Raw genomic sequence first — 17934 nt, forward strand, 5'->3', positions numbered from 1 at the left:
TGGGCTTTCAGCCGGCATTTACTGTAAAGAGATCGGGTGCAAGCGAAGATAGACTCTCCTTGCGGCTGCTTGTAGATGCGACTGGGAGATTCCCGCTTGCACTTCCACCGGTTTCCAGCTATACTATAAATAACTTTACTGAAAATAAGGGGATGTCTTGATGTCCGCGTTAGTTCTTAACTAATCAAATTTGATAGGTGTGTTCCCGTTTTTTCCTCGCAAAAAAATCCGCATTTTCGTGGCTTATTTGTGCTGGAAAAATTAGGGGATACCCAATTAGTTAAGAACCGGCCATCCCATTCAAAATCTTTGTTTGTTGACTGCAGACGACCGTGCTCTTACGCACGGTTTTGTTTGTTTACACATATGTCCAGGCGGGGCGCTTATTTGCTGCACCCTGGAATCCGTGTATCGTCAACGCATGCTCAATCAGGCAGAAGATGGACGCTGTGTTCATTTTCTGCCTTTTTCTTTTGAAAAAATAACGATGAAAAGAGTGATCCCATTGAAAAATTATATCGAACTGGCAAGCAAACGCATAACCCTGCAAGAAGGTGTACAGGCGATCGAGCAGCTCCTGCTGGAGATCTTTGTCAATCCCGGCATCTCCACGAAAGAACTGGCGCGCAAACTCCTCTTGCCTGTTCCCGTAACGGCCGCAATCAAAAAGGAACTGATCAAATTGGGCGCTCTTCGCCAGGATCGCGGAGTTTGCTGCACAGAAGACGGGGCGACGTACGTTCAGAAAAAGTGGGGCTTCGACGGTTTGGACATGGACTTGTACCGCAAGCTGCTGGAGGACTGCGATTGGAAAGCTGAGCTCTCCGACATCCTGCTTACGCTCAACGAATGTTTCCCGGCTCGTCCACAAGTAAATGTAGAGATCGATCAGTCGAAATGCACGCCTGAAACAAGCTTGCACCGGGCGATTCTGTGCCTGAGACATCACGCGCTCATCGGAGGCCGAATCCTGTGCGTCGGCGATGACGACCTGGTCAGCGTCTCCCTTGGACTGCTGCTCAAGCGTTTGTTCCCGAATGCAGCCCAGCACAAGGCAAGCATCACCGTCGTCGACATCGATGAACGGTTCCTTGCGTACATTGCAGACATCGCTGAACGCGAAGGCTTGCCGATCAAGGGCTGCCGAGCGGATCTCCGCTATCCGCTTTCCCAGAAGCAGCTCGGCACATTTGACTGCTTCTTTACCGACCCGCCCTATACGCTGCCGGGGATGAGCCTTTTCGTTTCACGGGGAGTCAGCCTGCTGAAGAAGCAAACAGGGCTGCCGATCTTCCTGTCCTTTGCCCATAAATCGCCTGCATTCATGCTGGATATGCAGCGCGAGTTTCTCCGGATGGGGCTGATGGTAAGCGAGATCATTCCCCATTTCAACGAATACGAGGGGGCCGAGATGATCGGCAACAGAGGCCAGATGATCATCCTGAAAACGACCGAGCAGACCATTCCCAGCATAAAAGGAAGCTTCGAAGACGCGCTGTATACCGGCGAAGTCAAAAGGACGATGCGGACATACCGTTGCCGGGAATGCAACGGAAGCGTCCAGGTCGGGTTTCAGCAGCGCTTTCCCACGATTGAAATGCTGAAGATGAGAGGCTGCCCGCGCTGCCAGCATGATTCGTTTGATCTTGTGAACAAAAAATCCGTTTGACAGAGGCTTGGTCATCAGGCTGCTCAAAATCCTCGACGGAGGATATACGGCCCGATAAGCGCTCGATCATGAAACAAAAACCCGGCTGCACTGCGACGGTCCTGATTCCCATCGCACAGCCGGGTACTTTTTTCGGAAAACCCCTATTTCTGTTCGGTCGCTCCCGCGAATCCGCCTTTCTCGATCACGCTAACTTGCTGTATGCTGCCCGTCCCCTTTTCCAGATCGACATTCGTAAAGTAAACAAAATACACCTTGTCGTCGATGAAATTCATCGGACCGAGTCCGTCGAAGCTGTCGGGATACCAGTCGATTTGCACATCTTTTGTCTTGTTGTCCATATACTTGCTGCTAATCCAGTACCCGCTTTTCGGCAGGGTGATATTCTTCGTCTTAAACGCCTCTTGTGCGGCCTTGATAAAAGGATCGGCCTGTTTTCTGTCCATATTCACGGGGAAGACCATTTCCGTATCTTCTGGCAAGCTCGGCTGGCTCTGCGATGCCGGCTGCTTTCCCTCTGCTTTCGCGGCCATTTCTTTAGGAGGCTGCGCTTCGGTTATCACCACATCCTTTTTACTGTCAATCGATGACTCGGCAAAAGCTACCAGAGAGAAGCAGGACCCGGCGACCAGAGCCCCCATAACGGTTACTGTCGGCCACAATCCGGCCTTCCGCTTTTGTTTGTGAGCGATCTTCATAAGTACCTCCATGTGTTCGTTTTTTGTTTGATCGAACCTCCTCTAGCTGCCTTGGGCGATTGCTTTCGCCTGCGTGCTGAGCTGAGCCAGCGGACGAAGCGCCCGTTTGATCAGAACGTACAGGCCGAGCGCGGACAAGAGCATCCCTGCAGACAGCCACAACGCAATCTGGGTGGCCAGCGATTTTTGGTCGCTGATCAAATCTGTGATGTCATGGGCATAATCCAGCCGGAAAAGCTTCTCGCCCAGCTCCAGCCAGCCGGAGACAACCAGCACGGTCCGAGGGCCACTGCTCCGCATCACGTAGCTCCGCCTCCCGTCCTTCGGCGGATCCAGCCGCGTGATGCTTTCATCCTCGGGAGAGATGCTGCCAAACAGCTTTTCCCCCTGCTCGCTCGTCAGCGCGAGGCAGCTTTTGTTATCCGTGTAGTACCTTCCGTAATTTTGTACTGCTTTTGCGAGCATTTCCCGCTCCGGAGCAGGATTGTCTGCAAACGTATTGCCGAGCGCATCAGCGTAGCTTCTGCGATCAGGATCGAATACACCATGGGCTCCTCCTCTGTTTATCTTCCATCTTGTTTTCTCCGGTCTTTCGCTTTTCTCGCTCTTTTTCTTTCCTATCCTTTATTCATACACTAAGTTGCCTGCTGCATTTGTCAATGAAATGTAAAAAGTGTCCGAGAAAAATCGAAAACCGGCTCTTTCTATCATACAGAGCCGGTTTTTCCGGGAGCTGAGGATCTTCCCTAAGAGAGGTACCCTCCAAATGCAATGCGAAACTGATTCTGCTTATTTTTTCGCGCAAAGCAGTAAAAACAGCGGGATTCTCAACCGCCGCTCATACGTCTCCTGATGGAGAAAGCTTTCCCGGAGCGGCCGTGATTCCCGGAGCTGCTCCACGGCAAAGCCCGCCTTCTGCAGAGCGAGGAAGTAGTCTTCGATCGTCCGATGGTACTTGCAGACTGTCCCTCCCATCCATTGCTGCTGTCTCGGTCCGTTGACAAAGTAATGATCGACCAGCCAGCTTGTCCGTGTCCCCGCAGTCTGCAGCGTAGACGTAATGACAGGGTGTTCGACGGAGAAGAGAATCCTCCCGCCCGGCCTCAAGGCTTGGTAGACGCAGCGAAACAGCGAGTCGAGATCCTCGATGTAGTGAATCACCAGCCTGGAGAGCGCCAGATCAAAACGCCCGCCGGGAAAGGTCCATTCCTCAATCGTGGAAAATTCCACAGCGGGCGCCAGCTCCCTTCTCCGGCAAAGGAATGACAGCAGCCGTATGGTCAGGAGACGCTTTTTTGCCGGCTCCATGACTGCGTATGCAGCTGCGAAAGGTTGAACGTACTTTATAAGAGGGTTCTTTTGCGAAAGGAGGGCTGGTTTTTCATGAGCCGAATCACTGATGGCTTTCCCGCTCCGGTCGGATTTTACCGAACAACGGGAGAATGGGTCGCCTATCATTTGGCGAGAGGGCGTTCGATGGACGGGCTGTTTCAGGAATATTACGCAGATCATGAAAGCGACTTCTCTCTGCCTGTCGGCCTGGATGAGCCCGCTGCCTGGGAATTCAGGGAAAAACCGTTCACCAGCCACCCCAGCCCTTTTGTCGGAGTCATCCCCGACGGGCGGATCTGGGGGACAAAGGGAGCGCTGATTACGCCAGAGAACAAGCTGGTCTGGGACGTTTCTGTCGAGCATTCGGCAGAGCCTCCGGAGCAGCATTCCGTGTTTCGCCAATCGTCCCTGCCCGCGCCGCAGGTTTATGATGAGACTTGGGCGATCCTTGCCTACACCGCTGGCGACAGCTATTTTCACTGGATGTTGGACGTGCTGCCCCGGCTTGATTTGATACGCAAAAGCGGCCTGTCAATCGACCGGTACGTCTTTACCTATATGTCCATCCCGATCCTGCCCTTCCAGGATGAGACGCTGCACATGCTGGGCATTCCTGCGGAGAAGAGATTCCAGCCGCAAGCGGACAGCCATTGTCAGGTAAAACGGGCTGTCGTCCCTTCACTGATCGGCCATACCTCGCATTATCCCAAATGGGCCGTCGATTACCTTCGCAAGGAGCTGCTTGGCCGCTCCATCGGGCAGACGCCGTCTGGAAAGGGCGCAAGCGAGTCTTCGAGCCCATCTACCCAAGGTTCTTCCAGTCACAGCCGGCTATACGTCAGCCGGGCGGACGCATTTCATCGCCGCGTAACCAACGAGCAGCAGATCGTCAGTCTGCTTGAGCCGCATGGCTTTGTCACCATTACTCCAAGCGCATACAGCGTCTCCGAGCAAATACGTCTGTTCGCCTCCGCCGATGTCATTGTTTCCCCACATGGCGCCAATCTGACCAACATCGTCTTTTGCAAACCGGGCGCCCTCGTGATCGAGCTGTTTTCGCCCGGGTACGTGAATCCGATCTACTGGGCGCTCTGCAATCACGCGCAGCTGCGCTACGCCTACCTGATCGGCAGCGGCAGACGCTCTCCGGAGTCTGTGCATGAATTACGGGGAAAGGAAGATTTGACGATCCCGCCGGATTCCCTGCAAAAGCTTTTGAAGCTGCTGGGGGTTGTGTGACAGAACAATCGAGTCGGTCCGTAAACAAGCATCGAGAGGAAGTTTTCATAGAAGAGCAGATTTTTTTAAAAAGTTGAAAGAAAGCAGGTGATACGGATGAAAATCCTCTTTGCCACCTACGGTCAGGTTCCGCAGGCTGGCAAGCTCCCATCGCCCTTTTCATTGCTGCAAAAAGAGCTGGTGCGGCGCGGACATCAAGTGGATGTCCTGGCCCACTATCCCGACATGCAGCACGTCTATTTGCTCTCCCAAACAAAGTCGGGACCCTGGACGCTGGATATGCAAGGCCAATCCGTCCCGAAAACGCTGATAAAGGAGCGGGTGTACGACGAAATCTTTCGTTACTATCAAAAATACCTGCCCCATGTGCACCCGTGGATCCGCTGGCGGGAGATCGAGCGGTATACCTTTGAGCTGATTTTGTCCCTCTTCAATCTGAAACAGTACGATCTGATCCACGCTCATGATGCGCTGGCGGCAAGGGCTATGTGGCGGGTAAAGCCCGCTCATGTTCCGCTTGTGTATCAGTGCGGCGGACTGCTCCGGCACGATCCGGGGGTTGCGGCGGAAATCGCTTCTCCCGACAGTTTGAAAGCGAGGTATGTCGCTTGCGAGGAGTACGCCGCGGCCGTTTCCTGCAATCAGGCCATCGTTTCCAGCACATGGCTGAAAAAGACATGGCAGGACGAATTTCGCGTACCGGACGGGCATGCAGCCGTCATCCACCGCGGAATGGACTTTGCTCCTTTTTTGCAGTGGCTCCGGTATGAACCGTACCCACCCGTTGAAAAAAAGGGGAACGCAAAGGTCATTTCCTGTCCCTGCGGGCTGGATTCCACCAGCGGACAGCCTGTGTTGCTGGATGCTCTGACAAGGCTTAGGGAGCAGCGAGATGATTTTTTGTGCTGGATGATCGGAGACGGCCCCCTGAGAGGAGAGCTTGAGGCGTACTGCAAGCAGCACGGCCTGACCCAACATGTCTTGTTTTTGGGAGAGCGGACAGACTGGCCTTCTCTCTTGGCGAAAACAGACATTGTCGTCTGGCCTGCGCCTGCCGCCGAATTCCCCCTTCCACTCATGGAAGCGCAGGTCTCCGGAAAAGCGGTCGTGGCTTGCGACAGCAATGCGATCCGGGAGGTGATCCGGCACGGCGACACCGGGCTGCTGTTTGAAGCCGGCAACAGTCTGGAGCTCTCGGAAAGGCTTCATCGCCTCCTGGATTCCCCGGAGCTGGCATTTCACCTGCAACAGAGCTCCAAAATGTTCGGAACAAAAGAATGGCCGTCCTCCCGCTGGGCCGGGCAAGTAGAGCAGCTGTACGACCTGACAAAAAGCAAACACCGCTTCGCCGCGCCATCGGAAGAGCAGCAACAAAGCCGGGATGGGGCAGCGCGGCTCTTCGCTTTCCGCCCCCATCATGACTGGGACGCAAGCGAATGGAATGCGTTTGCGCACCTTCTCCCGGCTTCCTATCTGATGCCTGATTTTGTCTTTCTGCGCGTGTTGACTGAAACCAACCAGTTTGACGAATAAACTTGCGACTGTGTCGGAGTCGCTTTGCCCCTTACTTGCTTGCAGGGGGCGCTGTTTTGGGCGTCGGTGCCGCGGCGGCCGGTTTTGGCATGCTTGCGGCGGCACTTGACGCGATCACAGCGTGGGCGTGCGGCTCCAGGTCGAACCAGAAGATCAGGTCTCCTTGATCTTTCTTTTGCGGGGGCTTTTTCCCGTTTACGTAAACCTCCGCGCTTCTCACCGCCATCGAAAGTCCGGAAATTTTCGCCGGGCCGTCATTGTACACCCGTATCGCGCCGTTTGGATCATACTCGATCCGCACCTGCTCCAGAGCAAGCCAGTAATTCATCAAGCCCCGCACAGTGGTCAGATAGAGCTTTTTTTGATCGCGGAGATACGCCATCTTTTTCAGCAGCTTATCAAAGTTTGGCTGAATGACCAGCTCTCCCTTCTGATCCTGCTTCAAAAATTTCCCGGCTGTTTTCCCTTTCAGCATCCTGGAGAGGTACGTATGGCTGATGAAAACACCTCGATCCCGGATCAATTGAAACAAATTTTCTTCATTGTACTGATTCATCGTGTCTTCGGGAACGGTCGCTGCCGCCCATGAGTAAAACGGTCCTGTCACAGTGGGATGGGACCAGTACAGCGGTGTTCTTTTGCTGTCTCCATTTTTGGTTTGCAACAGATCAAACGCTTGAAGGACATTGGTCACGTCTTCCGAGCTGTAGTGCCAGAAGTACCGGGTGTCGTATTTTTTCCACAGATCGGCCACGTAATACGGCGTTTTGATGTTCAAGCCTTGAAAGGCAAAGCTGTATTTTACATATCCGTGATCAATCCACGTCGCGCTTTGAAACTCTTTTTTCATAAACGCCAGAACGTTATCGGCCACATCCCGATACAGGTGAAAATCGTACGGATAAACGGTATGCAGACCGATCTCTATTCCCCGCTTATGCAAATCCTTCAGGAAATGGGAGAATTCCTGGTTTTCGGTGAGCGCAACGTTCATCGGCTGCTGCGGACGGTAATACGGGTTGGAATAAAAGACGCTTTTGGTCACAGGTATATTGTATTTGACAAAACCGCCCACCGCTTTGTCCGGACTTGTGATCGTTTCCGACCCGTAGTAAACCGCCCTGTTGCTTGCCAGCGTCTGCTCATCCGCGTGCTCCGTCCAAACATGCGCCGCCAGGTAGCCGTAGGGCTGATTCATCAGCCGCGGCATCAGCGTCGGTTGAAAACCGACGACCAGAGAAAAGGTATTGATCCTCTGTTCCTGCGGTTTGTACTCAGAGGCATGCCGAACCTTGCCGACCTGCTTGCCTGCCGTCTCCTCCACGTATCGGTGATCCCCCATATGATCCAGATTGACGACCAACTGATTTTGGACTGTGTTCAGCTCAAGCGATGACACGTGCGGCGCATGGTACAGAAAAGCCGACTGCTTGCCTTGCCCGAACCGTACGCCTTCCCGATCCAGCCAATACTGCTTTTGAAACGACTGCGTATCTACCTTCCTGTTTTTCCGGTAGACCTCTGATACCTTTGGCGCGAAGCTGAGCGCCAGCGCCTCCCGGAAAACCTTGATCGCCCGCTTGTATGTAGTCTTCACTTCCACATCGATAACCGGACTGCTCTTGTGCAGCAGGTAATTCGTCTCTACCTGGGCAGCCGGCGTATCGCCGACCACCTTGACCAGCAGGCCGTCGGGCTTTTGCTCCGTCAGCACCGATACCTTCTGGTATTGACGGACAGTCGTATTCTCCCGCCGGATAAACATATTCGTATCCATCGATTTGGACAAAGGCGGTGAAAAAGCAAGCTCATTTCCCTGTACGCTTGTCACCTTGGCCTGATGAACGAGCGGCGCATTCAGCCTGCCTGAAAACGATTCCGACCGGATTTCGATCATGCTCCCGACCGGAATGGACGGCGGTGCGTCCAGTTTGATTTTGCTGGTCCCGGCAGGAAGCTGCGGAACGAGCAGATTGTAAATGTCACCGTACTCGGCCAGGTACTGGACCGAGCGGAGAATCTCCTTTCCGGACGCGTCCGTGAGCCTGAGCTGGCCCTTCTCGTCCCACGCCGCTTTGTAATACGGATTTTGAAAAGAAGCTGGCCCTGCACTGGAATGCGCCTGGAATGTACTGGCCGTAAACAGGAGCATACATGCCAGCCATACTGTTATCGATTTGCGAATCATTGTCTCACTCTTTCTCCTTTTTAATGAACTCGCCCCGCCCTTCCGTCGTTTGCAGATTGGAAGACGGATCGCGAAGCCATGGTATGCTTATGACTCGGCGGCCGTCCACTTTCCCCTTTCCGCCGAAATTCACATTTATTTCTGGAAGTTTCTTGCAGATCCGACGAAAATGTCATTATAATAGCAAAAGAACGACTAAATTGTCACGGGGGTATTTTGTGAACATCGCGCTAAAAAAGGCCGCTCTGGAAGAAAAAACGGTTATTCGCAACTTGCTTGAGCTGTACAATCACGACTTTAGTGAATGTATGGACCTGGACGTGGACGAACAGGGACAGTACGGATATCCTTACCTTGACGAATATTGGACGGATCAGGATCGCTTTCCGTTTCTCATCCAGGCGGATGGCAAGTGGGCCGGGTTTGTTCTCGTTAGGAAAATCACGGACGAGCATTCCCGTACTGCCTGTTATTATTCCATCGCGGAGTTTTTCATCATGCGCAAGTTCCGCCGATCCGGGCTTGGCAAAACCATCGCCCATCAGATTTTTCGCATGTTTCCCGGCAACTGGGAGGTCTTTTGGCTGGCTGCCAATCTGCCCGCCCAGCAGTTCTGGAGGAAAACGATCAGCGAGTATACCGCCGGCGATTATCAGGAGAAAGAAGCCGACGGAAACGTATATCAAACCTTCGTTTCGCTGCCGCAGGAGGAAGATTCATAATACCATTGCCACGGACGAACCGCTCGGGCTACAAGACCCAGCGGCGCAGCAGGCAGCGGGCCCCTATCTGTATCTGTCTGAAGGAGGAGCTCGAAGATGAAGCTGGACAGACTTCTCGCGATCACGATGATTCTCATCCAGAAAAGGCGCGTGCCTGCCAAGGAGCTCGCCGACATGTTTGAAGTTTCCGTCCGGACCATCTACCGGGATATCGAAGCGATCAACCAGGCGGGCATCCCCGTCGTCAGCTATCAGGGAGCAAACGGCGGCATTGGGATCATGGAGAACTACCGGCTCAACCAGCATATTTTGACCCAGGAGGAGCTTGCCTCGATCACGATGGCTCTGAAAAGCGTCGCCTCCTCTTACCGGGATGCCCGGGCGGAAGTGGTGCTCGGGAAGATTCAGGGAATGGTGGAGAGCACACAGTCCGAAGCGTTCAAGATTATGTCGGAGCAAATCTATATCGATTTCAGTCCCTGGGGAGGCGATGCTCCCCAAAAAGCAAAGCTCACGCGAATCAAACAGGCGATCCAGACATCTAGCCTGCTCTCCTTTACCTATCACAACGTCTCCGGGACCATATCCGACAGAATCGTGGAGCCGCATACCCTCGTATTAAAAGGACGGCAATGGTACCTCTACGGTTACTGCACAAACAAGGGAGAATTTCGTCTGTTCAGGCTGTCCCGTTTGAAAGACCCGCTTATCCTGGCGGACACCTTTCGCCGCAGGCAGATCAATCTGGAGGAGCTCCCTTGGGAAAAAGAATGGGGAAAACCGGAACAATCCATCCAGCTCGTCTTGCGGTTCGTTCCCCAAATCCGTTCAGTGGTGGAAGAAATGTTTGGCGTCGACCATATCCGCATCGACGAGCAAGAGTATTGTGTTGTCGCTGAAAGCTATCCGCTGAACGACTGGCTGTACGGATTCGTGCTCAGCTTCGGTCCGAGGGTAGAAGTAGTGGAGCCGCTTTTCTTTCGCGAAGAAATCAAGCGGCTGGCCGAGGAAATCGGCAGCATCTATACGTGAGGCTCGTCTCCCGCCGCTGCTGACAGCCCTGCAGCCGTGACGCAAAAGAGCGGTGGCAAAAAACGCGAAAGAACATGACAGGCAGTTGTCAGGTTTGCTTCGTTATTATAAAGACAGATCAAAATGAATGGAGGTCGTTCATCATGACGAAAACCTTTTGTCAAAGCTGCAGCATGCCTTTGGAGAATACCGAAATCCTCGGAACCGAAAAAGACGGCTCCAAAAGCAGCGAGTATTGTCTCTACTGTTACGAGGAAGGAGCCTTCAAGCAGCCCGATCTCACGATGGAGCAGATGATCGAGATTTGCGTTCCATTTATGAAGGAAGAAGGCATGGAAGAAAGTGCGGCTCGCGAGCTGCTGCAAAAGCACCTCCCCGAGCTTGCCAGGTGGAAAACAGTCAGCCAGTAGGCCGGTTTCCTGAGCGATTCGCCTCTGAGTCCGGTTCTTTGCCTGTCTGATGCTCTCTGCGAACCTGTTGTTACCCAAGTTTCCAGGCAGTATATCCCTCCTTTCGACAGGGGGATATACTGCCTTTTAACAGTTTGAATATTCCGAATTACACACTCAGCTAAAATGTTCCCTACAATAAATGGTATAATAAAGCGAAGAGAAAATCTGGACATCCGGGAGGGGTTGCCTTTGGAAGGTGTGCAAGCGAAGTCATCGCATCATCAAAAACTGTCTGTTGCCAAACTCATCAAACGGGCACTGTTTATTCTGATCGGGTCTGCCTTATTCTCAGTCGGTCTGGAAATTTTTTTGGTTCCCAATCATATTATTGATGGCGGAATAGTCGGGATCTCCATTATTACCGCTCATTTGACAGGGCTGCCGCTGGGGATGTTTCTGTTTCTGTTGAACCTGCCATTTCTTGTCATTGGCTACAAACAGATCGGGAAAACCTTCGCCATTTCGACGCTGCTCGGAGTTAGCACCATGTCGATTGTGAGCTCGCTCCTGCATGATGTGCAAGGTGTCACCGAGGATTCCCTGCTTGCCACTGTCTTTGGCGGCATTATTTTGGGTATCGGTGTGGGACTGGTCATTCGGTACGGAGGTTCACTGGACGGGACAGAAATTGTAGCCATTTTGATCAACAAAAAGACTCCGTTCTCTGTCGGTGAAATTGTGATGTTTTTTAACCTGTTCATCCTGGGCAGCGCAGCACTTGTATTTGGCCCGGATCGAGCCATGTACTCCCTGATCGCTTATTACATCGCATTCAAAATGATCGACTTGACGATTGAAGGCTTCCAAGGGTCGAAATCCGTCTGGATCATCAGCGACAATCACAAAGAGATCGGAGACGCCATCGTCGCCCGTCTGGGCCGCAGCGTCACCTATTTGAAGGGAGAAGGCGGATATTCCGGGGATGACAAAAATGTCGTGTTCTGCGTGATTACCCGTCTGGAAGAAGCCAAGCTCAAGCTGATCGTCGAGGAAGTCGATCCCACTGCATTTCTCGCAGTCGGCAATATCCACGATGTACGGGGCGGACAGTTTAAAAAACGTGACATTCACTAGATGCATGCTGCGGATGGGAAAACGCGGGTACAGCTCAAAGCTGCTTCCGCGTTTTTTCGTATATGTATCAGCGCTTGTGAGCCATCGATAGAAGCGCGGCAGCCTCGCTATGACACGACTCCCCCTCGCAAGGGCTTCCGGTGACAGCCTTAGTGTCCACAACGGGTCCCCTGAGATATGGAAAACATTGTATACTCTATCTATCGATCGTAAAGGAGGTTCCACCATGATCATTCGTTCTCCCCGTGTGGAAGAAACACCTGCACTCAGTGATCTGGCTTTTCGCTCCAAAGCGTATTGGGGCTACGACGCCGAATTTATGGAGGCATGCCGCCAGGAGCTTATGATCCATCCTGAATTCCTTCAAACCTGCCACGTCTATCTGGCCGAAGAAGCGGGAAAGATTCTCGGCTTTTACCGTTTGTCGATTGGTGAAAAGGAGGCATTGCTAGAGGATTTATTCGTTGACCCCGCTGCCATCGGCAGGCAGGTCGGGAAATCGCTTTGGAACCACCTGCTCGATACCGCGCGGGAGCTCAAAATCGACCATTTTCTCATCCACAGCGATCCGTACGCTGAAGGCTTTTATGCAAAAATGGGGGCCATTCGGATCGGTGGTATCCCATCGACCGTGATTCCGGGCCGCCAACTTCCATTGATGAAAATGCAGGTGGCGTCCTGATCTGTTTTCAGCTTGCTTGCCGCAAGCAAACCTTCCCTATCCTTAAAGCGTTGGACACGAGGCACCAAAAGGGCCCGTGTCTTTTTTATGTCCGCAAATGAACATTGCGAAGACCAAAATTCCGCGATGTTTATCCCCTTTTTTCAGGCAGGTGCGCAGGCAAATAAAGTTTGTGAACATATAGTGTTCCTAGAAGGAAGGGGGGAGACAAATGGGGATCTTCAACGGAAACGGATTTGACGACTTCGCTCTGATCTTGGTTCTCTTTATTCTGCTGGTCATCGTAGGCTGCGACTGCGATTGATGCCGCAATTCTGACGACGGAGCAATTGGCGCAAAGGGAGACTCAACATAAGCTTTCTCCCTTTGCATTTTTTATGTGCGAATCGAGGTGAGGAAGAGATTTGGCTAAACGAACAACCCCCCCAAAAAGCGACCCGTTTTCAGCAGAATTTTTAGCATGGCTCAAGGAAAAAAACGTCTCCAGAAGACGGCTGCAAAAAAATTCCGCGCTTTATGATCAGTATTATCAAGAGTGGTCCAAAGAGAAAAAGAAAAACAGGCCTCGCCGACGCTCCTTGTTCAAGCTTCCCAACATCAATATTGATTTTGGAGCAATTCTCAATGGCATGCAAATCGCATCGGAGGTCATGAGAACATTCCAAGGGAGCTTGCTAAACCATTCCTCTAAAAATGATGATTAGGGCCAAAATTCAGAGCATCCATACCCGGCTTATTGAAAGCGGATCAAGGCAATGGCTGCTCACCATAGCTTCCTTTTGCGGCGCGCAGGTCTCATCGAGATCTGCCTCCTTTACGTCTACGTACTACGGCCGTTGCAAGCCTCTTTTTATAACTTGTTCCGCTGTTTTTCTGCTCCCCCCAAAAGTCTACCCCTGCTTTGCTACACTGCTCCCCCTGGGTAAAACTGCCGTCCCCGTCCCTTCCTCGCTTTCCACGCGAATCTCTCCGCCGTGATCCTATGGCTTTTCCTCCGCATGGCTGTGGGCGTCTTCCGCTGTTGGACAGGCTGTGACTGTTGACATCTGGAGTTAAGGAAATGGTAAGGCAGTCATTCGGTGCTGATAAGGTTCTCCTCTTACAATGATTGTGAAAGGAGAGAGGAAGCCATGTGGGCTATTTGCATTCACGAATTTACCCGACTGTTTCGAAGCGTCAAATCCCTGATCACCATCGCTTTTATTGCCGGTGTGTCGTACTGGATCTCTGATCTGGTCAACGAGGCAGCCGCCTTTATCTCGCAACAAGAGCTGACAAAGGGCCATGCGCTTGGCGTTTTTGCTTTGGTCATGATATTTGGTCCTCTGTTTGTCTTTGGCTTATCGCATGACATGATCAATCGGGAGGTGTCCAGTCGGACCATCCGTTTTTTAGTCACCCGGACTTCTCGTATTCGCATTGTCCTCGGCAAGTATTTCGGCGTGCTGCTTTTCTGGCTGAGCTGCATGCTAGTCACCTTTGGGGTAGTCTTTGCCTCTGTCCGTACGTTTGATGCGAAAACCTTCGTACAGTGCATCACTATGCTGGCGTACACCGTTTCGTTGTGCCTTTTGCTTTCTGCGCTAATCGCACGTCCCAGCTACACCATGTTCGGGGGGATCATCCTCGGATTATCCCTCCCTATTCTCGGTATTTGGACGCTGGCCTCCAGCCAGCCTGCCGCCAAGTGGATCGGCTATTTGCTGCCCTACGTGTATTTGGAAAAGGGAGAAGCGTATATCGGTGTAATCTGGCTCTATGCGCTGCTCTTTCTCGCAGCGTCTGTATGGCTGTTCCGAAGGAGGGATTTTTAAATGCCGCTCGTAGAAACTGTCCAGCTGACGAAGCGATTCGGGGAACGAACGATCGTCAATTCCGTGTCGCTTACCGTACAGCGAAGTGAGATATTCGGCTTTCTCGGGAAAAACGGAGCCGGAAAATCAACCTTTATCAACATGTTGACAGGCATTATCCGCCCTACTTCGGGGAGCATTCACCTGTTTGATGGCGAGGGAAGCACAGATGAATGGAAACGTCGAATCGGTGTGCTTCCGGATTACTCCACGTTTTATGATTCGCTGACGGCCAGGGATCATCTGTTGTACCTGAGCCGCGTAAAAGGAATCCGTGTCACGAAGAACGAATGCGACCGCATCCTGGAGGAAGTGGGATTGGCCGAGCATGCCGGGAAGAGGGCGAAGTCGTTTTCCTTCGGTATGAAGAAGAAGCTCGGCATTGCGCAAGCACTCGTCGGTGACCCGGAGCTGCTGTTTCTTGACGAGCCTACCTCCGGGGTGGATGTCGAGTCCTCTCTTCAAATCCAGCAGCTGCTGCTGCGTTTGCGAAAAGAAGGGCGGACGATCTTCATGACCTCGCACAATCTGCATGAGGTCGAAAAAATCTGCACCCGCATCGCGATCATGAAGGCCGGGACGATTACGGCAGCGGGCAGTCTTTCCGAACTGCAGGCCAAGCATCGCAGCTGGTGTACTGTCTCTGTGCGCCATGCTGCGTTCGCGGACAAGCCGCATGAATTGGTGTCGTTTGTGAAAGGACTGGGTAAAAATCTCGAATGGCGGGAGGGGGATCTCTCTCTGCAGGTGGATGACGAGCGAAAAGTGGCTGCGCTGATTCGCGCCTTTGTCCATGCGGGGGTCGATATTTACCACGTCTACGGTGAGGAGCCTTCGCTCGAGCGGATCTTTTTGGAGGAGTAGCAAGGGGGCACTGCCCCCTTTTTTGCGTTTTCAGGCGAGAATGTCCGTCAGCTGTACCAACCGTTCCACGACAGCGAGCGGCACGTGGCCGGAAGCTGGCCGGAGCTTTCGCGGATTGATCCATACAGCGTCCATGCCTGCTTCTATCGAACCGGCAACGTCTGCTTCCCAGCTGTCTCCGACAAACAGCGTCTCCTCGGGTGCCGCGTCGAAAAGCTGCAATGCCGCTGAAAAGATCCGCCGATCAGGTTTGTGGTAGCCGACCACTTCGGAGATGACGACATGTTCTTTCGGAAAGAGCCGGGACAGGCCGAGCCGGGACAGCTTGGTATAGGCCATATCTTCCGGGCCGTTGGTGACGATGCCGAGCTGGCGGCGGTCGGCAAGCTTGCTGAGGCATTGCTCCACGTCGGGAACTGGGGCGATCACCTCGAAGCAAGACGACATAAACATATTCTGAAAATCATCCATCTCCTCCGGCTTAGCCAAACGCCCAAAGTCAGCAGCGGCCATCTCCATGCGTTTATGGCGATACTCCCGAAGTGAAATCCGGTTCTCCGTGAAATCCGGCCACAGTTCATCACTGTATGTTTTCAATCTGTTGAAAAACTCGTCCTCATCCAGACCTGCAGTCAAGGCATGGCGGCGGATGGTCAGGCGCATCCCCGATTCCCAGCTCTGTGAATAGTCGAACAGCGTATCGTCGAGGTCAAACAGGATCAGCTTGTATGCTTTTTCAACCATGGAAACACTCCCTCCCGCTTCCTGCGTTTGCTCCTTCCATTTTACCATTTCGGCCGCCACGGATTGCGACTTGCTTTTTCCCCGCTTTAGAAGCTGCCACAACAGAGAAGAGCCGATGAAAAAACGGCCCCGTAGCCGGTCGGGCCGCTTTCTCACTTTCGCCTCCCTTGCCTCGCTTACCTCCCCTGTTCCCCCTCGGCAGCCTTTTCCAATTCGCTCAGCAAGTCCTCCGGCAGCGGAACCGAGCGGCGTGTATGGGCGTCGATCATCACCATCGTTACATCGGCATCGGCTGCAAGCTCCCCTTGCTCTTTGTACAGCTCATGCCGAATGACATAGCTCTTTTCGCCGATTTTGAGCACCCGCGTGCGCACCTGCACCTGCTCAAGCATCCGCAGCTCCCTGCGGTAATTGATATTGATGTTCACCACCACCGGCATCAACCCCCTGCGCTGCAGCTCGTCCAGGGTAAAGCCTCTTTGGCAAATCCAGTCAAAGCGAGCCCACTCCATGTATTCCAGGTACTTCGCGTTGTTAACATGGCCGATAAAATCAATGTCGGTAGAACGGACAACCAGATCAAACAAGTGCTGCTGCATGCTCATCGCTCCCTTCTTTTCTCCAGTATACCGGAATACCGAAACTGAGTGAATATTCATTCGGTTGTTTATTTCGCAATATTCGGAAGCATACGGCTGTATTTTGTTCCGCCCTTCACTATAATAGAATGTACACAAACGCATGCTAGAACGGACGGAAAGGAAGATGCCGATGTTTGAACAAATGCTGCTTCCCGCTCTTCAGACAGCCCGCTCCCGCTATCAGGATGCTCTCGCCAACCTCTCTGGGAACGAGCTTGGCTGGAAGCTGGCCGATGGGTCCAACTCTGTCGGATTTCTCATCCGGCACATCGCAGAGGTGGAGTATCGCTTTTGCCAGATGTTTTTTGGCCGCCCGCTGCCGGAGACAGTAACCCTGCATACGATTGGACCTGTAAAAGACGAGGGACAATTTGCCGACCTTTCCGCCTTGCAAGCCTTCCACGAAGAGTCGTATGCCTACCTGCTGGAATCGCTGCGCCAACTGCCTTTAGAAGCCTGGGACGTCCCGGTGGAAGCGCCGATCGGAACACTCTCCCCTCGCCAGGCATTGGGCCGCTTGATCTATCATGCAGGCTACCATGCAGGACAGATCGGTCTGATCCGCAAATACGGAGGCCATCGGTGAGTATCTCGCTTCAAGGTGACCGCATCCTGCTTCGGGAGATGGTCCCGGATGACCTGCCAGCCGTCCTGGAGGTGTACAACAGTCACCCCTCCCACAATCTGTGGCGAAACGGAACCGACGCTTACAGCCTGGCTGAGCTTAAGCAGGAGTACAACGCGATGCTGGATGTCCCCTACGGCCACTGGATAGCGATACAGACCGTTCACGCCATGCCGAACAAGCCCGGGATTATCGGGGCGGTTCACTTTTCCACGGCGCATCCCTCCCCGGGAAAAGGGTGGATTGGCCTGTTTCTCATTCATCGGGATTGCGAGGGACTAGGCTTCGGTCGCGAGGCTTGCCAGCTTCTGGAGCACTACTGCGCGAAGCAGGGATGTTCGCAGCTTCATCTTGGCGTGATCGCCCGGGACGAGCAGACTCTCCGTTTTTGGGGAAAGCTCGGCTACGAACAGTACCGGCAGGTCACGGCTCCTGTCGGAGGCCTGACCCAGCCTGTCCTGCTCCTGGCCAAGCATATCGGGAATTGACCCACTATTTCTATCAGATCTGTCGCCTGGAAAGGAGGTGAAACCATGAGCGCACGTTCGCGTTTTGAGTGTGATGTACCCGTCGTTCTCCTCGCCTA

General features: G+C 53.1%; 20 protein-coding genes. 14 read left to right on the plus strand and 6 right to left on the minus strand.

The genetic code is table 11. The features are described 5' to 3' along the window. The first annotated feature begins 505 nt into the window (after positions 1 to 505). Complete coding sequence (locus Q3F21_RS13560) at positions 506 to 1669, plus strand: bis-aminopropyl spermidine synthase family protein (protein WP_340253516.1); 1164 nt, start codon at positions 506 to 508, stop codon at positions 1667 to 1669. A gap of 143 nt (positions 1670 to 1812) precedes the next feature. Here the strand turns inward: Q3F21_RS13560 and Q3F21_RS13565 are convergent, their stop codons facing one another. The 3 genes from Q3F21_RS13565 to Q3F21_RS13575 all read right to left on the minus strand — a co-directional run bounded on the left by Q3F21_RS13565 (position 1813) and on the right by Q3F21_RS13575 (position 3675). Then, entirely contained in the window at positions 1813 to 2367 is a 555-nt protein-coding gene (locus Q3F21_RS13565; protein WP_340253518.1) for a hypothetical protein, read from the minus strand. Positions 2368 to 2409: 42 nt separating this feature from the next. Then, complete coding sequence (locus Q3F21_RS13570) at positions 2410 to 2832, minus strand: hypothetical protein (protein WP_340253521.1); 423 nt, start codon at positions 2830 to 2832, stop codon at positions 2410 to 2412. 324 nt (positions 2833 to 3156) lie between these two features. Then, the gene (locus Q3F21_RS13575) at positions 3157 to 3675 is read right to left on the minus strand and encodes a class I SAM-dependent methyltransferase (RefSeq protein WP_340253524.1); all 519 of its coding nucleotides are present in this window, start codon (positions 3673 to 3675) and stop codon (positions 3157 to 3159) included. Positions 3676 to 3750: 75 nt separating this feature from the next. Here Q3F21_RS13575 and Q3F21_RS13580 point away from each other — a divergent pair, with 75 nt between their 5' ends. Beyond that, positions 3751 to 4938 carry a glycosyltransferase family 61 protein gene (locus Q3F21_RS13580; protein ID WP_340253527.1) on the plus strand — a complete coding sequence of 396 codons (1188 nt, stop codon included), beginning with the start codon at positions 3751 to 3753 and terminating at the stop codon, positions 4936 to 4938. A gap of 96 nt (positions 4939 to 5034) precedes the next feature. Beyond that, positions 5035 to 6471: a glycosyltransferase family 4 protein gene (locus Q3F21_RS13585; RefSeq protein ID WP_340253530.1), complete on the plus strand. Its 1437-nt coding sequence runs from the start codon at positions 5035 to 5037 to the stop codon at positions 6469 to 6471. Positions 6472 to 6502: 31 nt separating this feature from the next. Here the strand turns inward: Q3F21_RS13585 and Q3F21_RS13590 are convergent, their stop codons facing one another. Further along, positions 6503 to 8659, minus strand: a complete 2157-nt coding sequence (locus tag Q3F21_RS13590; protein WP_340253534.1) for a hypothetical protein — start codon at positions 8657 to 8659, stop codon at positions 6503 to 6505. A 218-nt stretch (positions 8660 to 8877) separates the two neighbouring features. Here Q3F21_RS13590 and Q3F21_RS13595 point away from each other — a divergent pair, with 218 nt between their 5' ends. The 9 genes from Q3F21_RS13595 (at position 8878) to Q3F21_RS13635 (ending at position 15338) form a co-directional block, all read left to right on the plus strand. Then, complete coding sequence (locus tag Q3F21_RS13595) at positions 8878 to 9381, plus strand: GNAT family N-acetyltransferase (protein ID WP_340253537.1); 504 nt, start codon at positions 8878 to 8880, stop codon at positions 9379 to 9381. Positions 9382 to 9477: 96 nt separating this feature from the next. After that, on the plus strand, positions 9478 to 10413 hold the full coding sequence (locus Q3F21_RS13600; protein ID WP_340253540.1) for a helix-turn-helix transcriptional regulator: 936 nt from the start codon (positions 9478 to 9480) through the stop codon (positions 10411 to 10413). A 143-nt stretch (positions 10414 to 10556) separates the two neighbouring features. Further along, positions 10557 to 10823, plus strand: a complete 267-nt coding sequence (locus tag Q3F21_RS13605; protein WP_340253543.1) for a zinc ribbon domain-containing protein — start codon at positions 10557 to 10559, stop codon at positions 10821 to 10823. Positions 10824 to 11054: 231 nt separating this feature from the next. Beyond that, positions 11055 to 11939, plus strand: coding sequence for a YitT family protein (locus tag Q3F21_RS13610; protein WP_340253546.1), 885 nt, complete (start codon positions 11055 to 11057; stop codon positions 11937 to 11939). A gap of 226 nt (positions 11940 to 12165) precedes the next feature. Continuing rightward, positions 12166 to 12621 (plus strand): GNAT family N-acetyltransferase, encoded by a 456-nt coding sequence (locus tag Q3F21_RS13615; RefSeq protein WP_340253549.1) that lies wholly within the window; start codon positions 12166 to 12168, stop codon positions 12619 to 12621. A 211-nt stretch (positions 12622 to 12832) separates the two neighbouring features. Next, a complete protein-coding gene (locus tag Q3F21_RS13620) occupies positions 12833 to 12925 on the plus strand; it encodes a YjcZ family sporulation protein (RefSeq protein WP_340253552.1) in 93 nt (30 codons plus the stop codon). A gap of 100 nt (positions 12926 to 13025) precedes the next feature. Next, on the plus strand, positions 13026 to 13325 hold the full coding sequence (locus tag Q3F21_RS13625; RefSeq protein WP_340253555.1) for a hypothetical protein: 300 nt from the start codon (positions 13026 to 13028) through the stop codon (positions 13323 to 13325). 426 nt (positions 13326 to 13751) lie between these two features. After that, positions 13752 to 14435: an ABC transporter permease gene (locus tag Q3F21_RS13630; protein WP_340253558.1), complete on the plus strand. Its 684-nt coding sequence runs from the start codon at positions 13752 to 13754 to the stop codon at positions 14433 to 14435. Then, positions 14436 to 15338: an ABC transporter ATP-binding protein gene (locus Q3F21_RS13635; protein WP_340253561.1), complete on the plus strand. Its 903-nt coding sequence runs from the start codon at positions 14436 to 14438 to the stop codon at positions 15336 to 15338. A gap of 30 nt (positions 15339 to 15368) precedes the next feature. Here Q3F21_RS13635 and Q3F21_RS13640 read toward each other — a convergent pair whose 3' ends face one another. Further along, a complete protein-coding gene (locus tag Q3F21_RS13640) occupies positions 15369 to 16238 on the minus strand; it encodes an HAD-IA family hydrolase (protein ID WP_340253564.1) in 870 nt (289 codons plus the stop codon). A gap of 20 nt (positions 16239 to 16258) precedes the next feature. Next, a complete protein-coding gene (locus tag Q3F21_RS13645) occupies positions 16259 to 16681 on the minus strand; it encodes a YbgC/FadM family acyl-CoA thioesterase (RefSeq protein WP_340253567.1) in 423 nt (140 codons plus the stop codon). Between the two features lie 172 nt (positions 16682 to 16853). Here Q3F21_RS13645 and Q3F21_RS13650 point away from each other — a divergent pair, with 172 nt between their 5' ends. Next, positions 16854 to 17309: a DinB family protein gene (locus Q3F21_RS13650; RefSeq protein WP_340253570.1), complete on the plus strand. Its 456-nt coding sequence runs from the start codon at positions 16854 to 16856 to the stop codon at positions 17307 to 17309. Further along, positions 17306 to 17836 (plus strand): GNAT family N-acetyltransferase, encoded by a 531-nt coding sequence (locus Q3F21_RS13655; protein ID WP_340253573.1) that lies wholly within the window; start codon positions 17306 to 17308, stop codon positions 17834 to 17836. The genes Q3F21_RS13650 and Q3F21_RS13655 overlap by 4 nt, the downstream gene beginning before the upstream one ends. Positions 17837 to 17934 lie beyond the last annotated feature (98 nt).

Source organism: Brevibacillus borstelensis, from assembly GCF_037834415.1.
Lineage (GTDB): Bacteria > Bacillota > Bacilli > Brevibacillales > Brevibacillaceae > Brevibacillus > Brevibacillus borstelensis_A.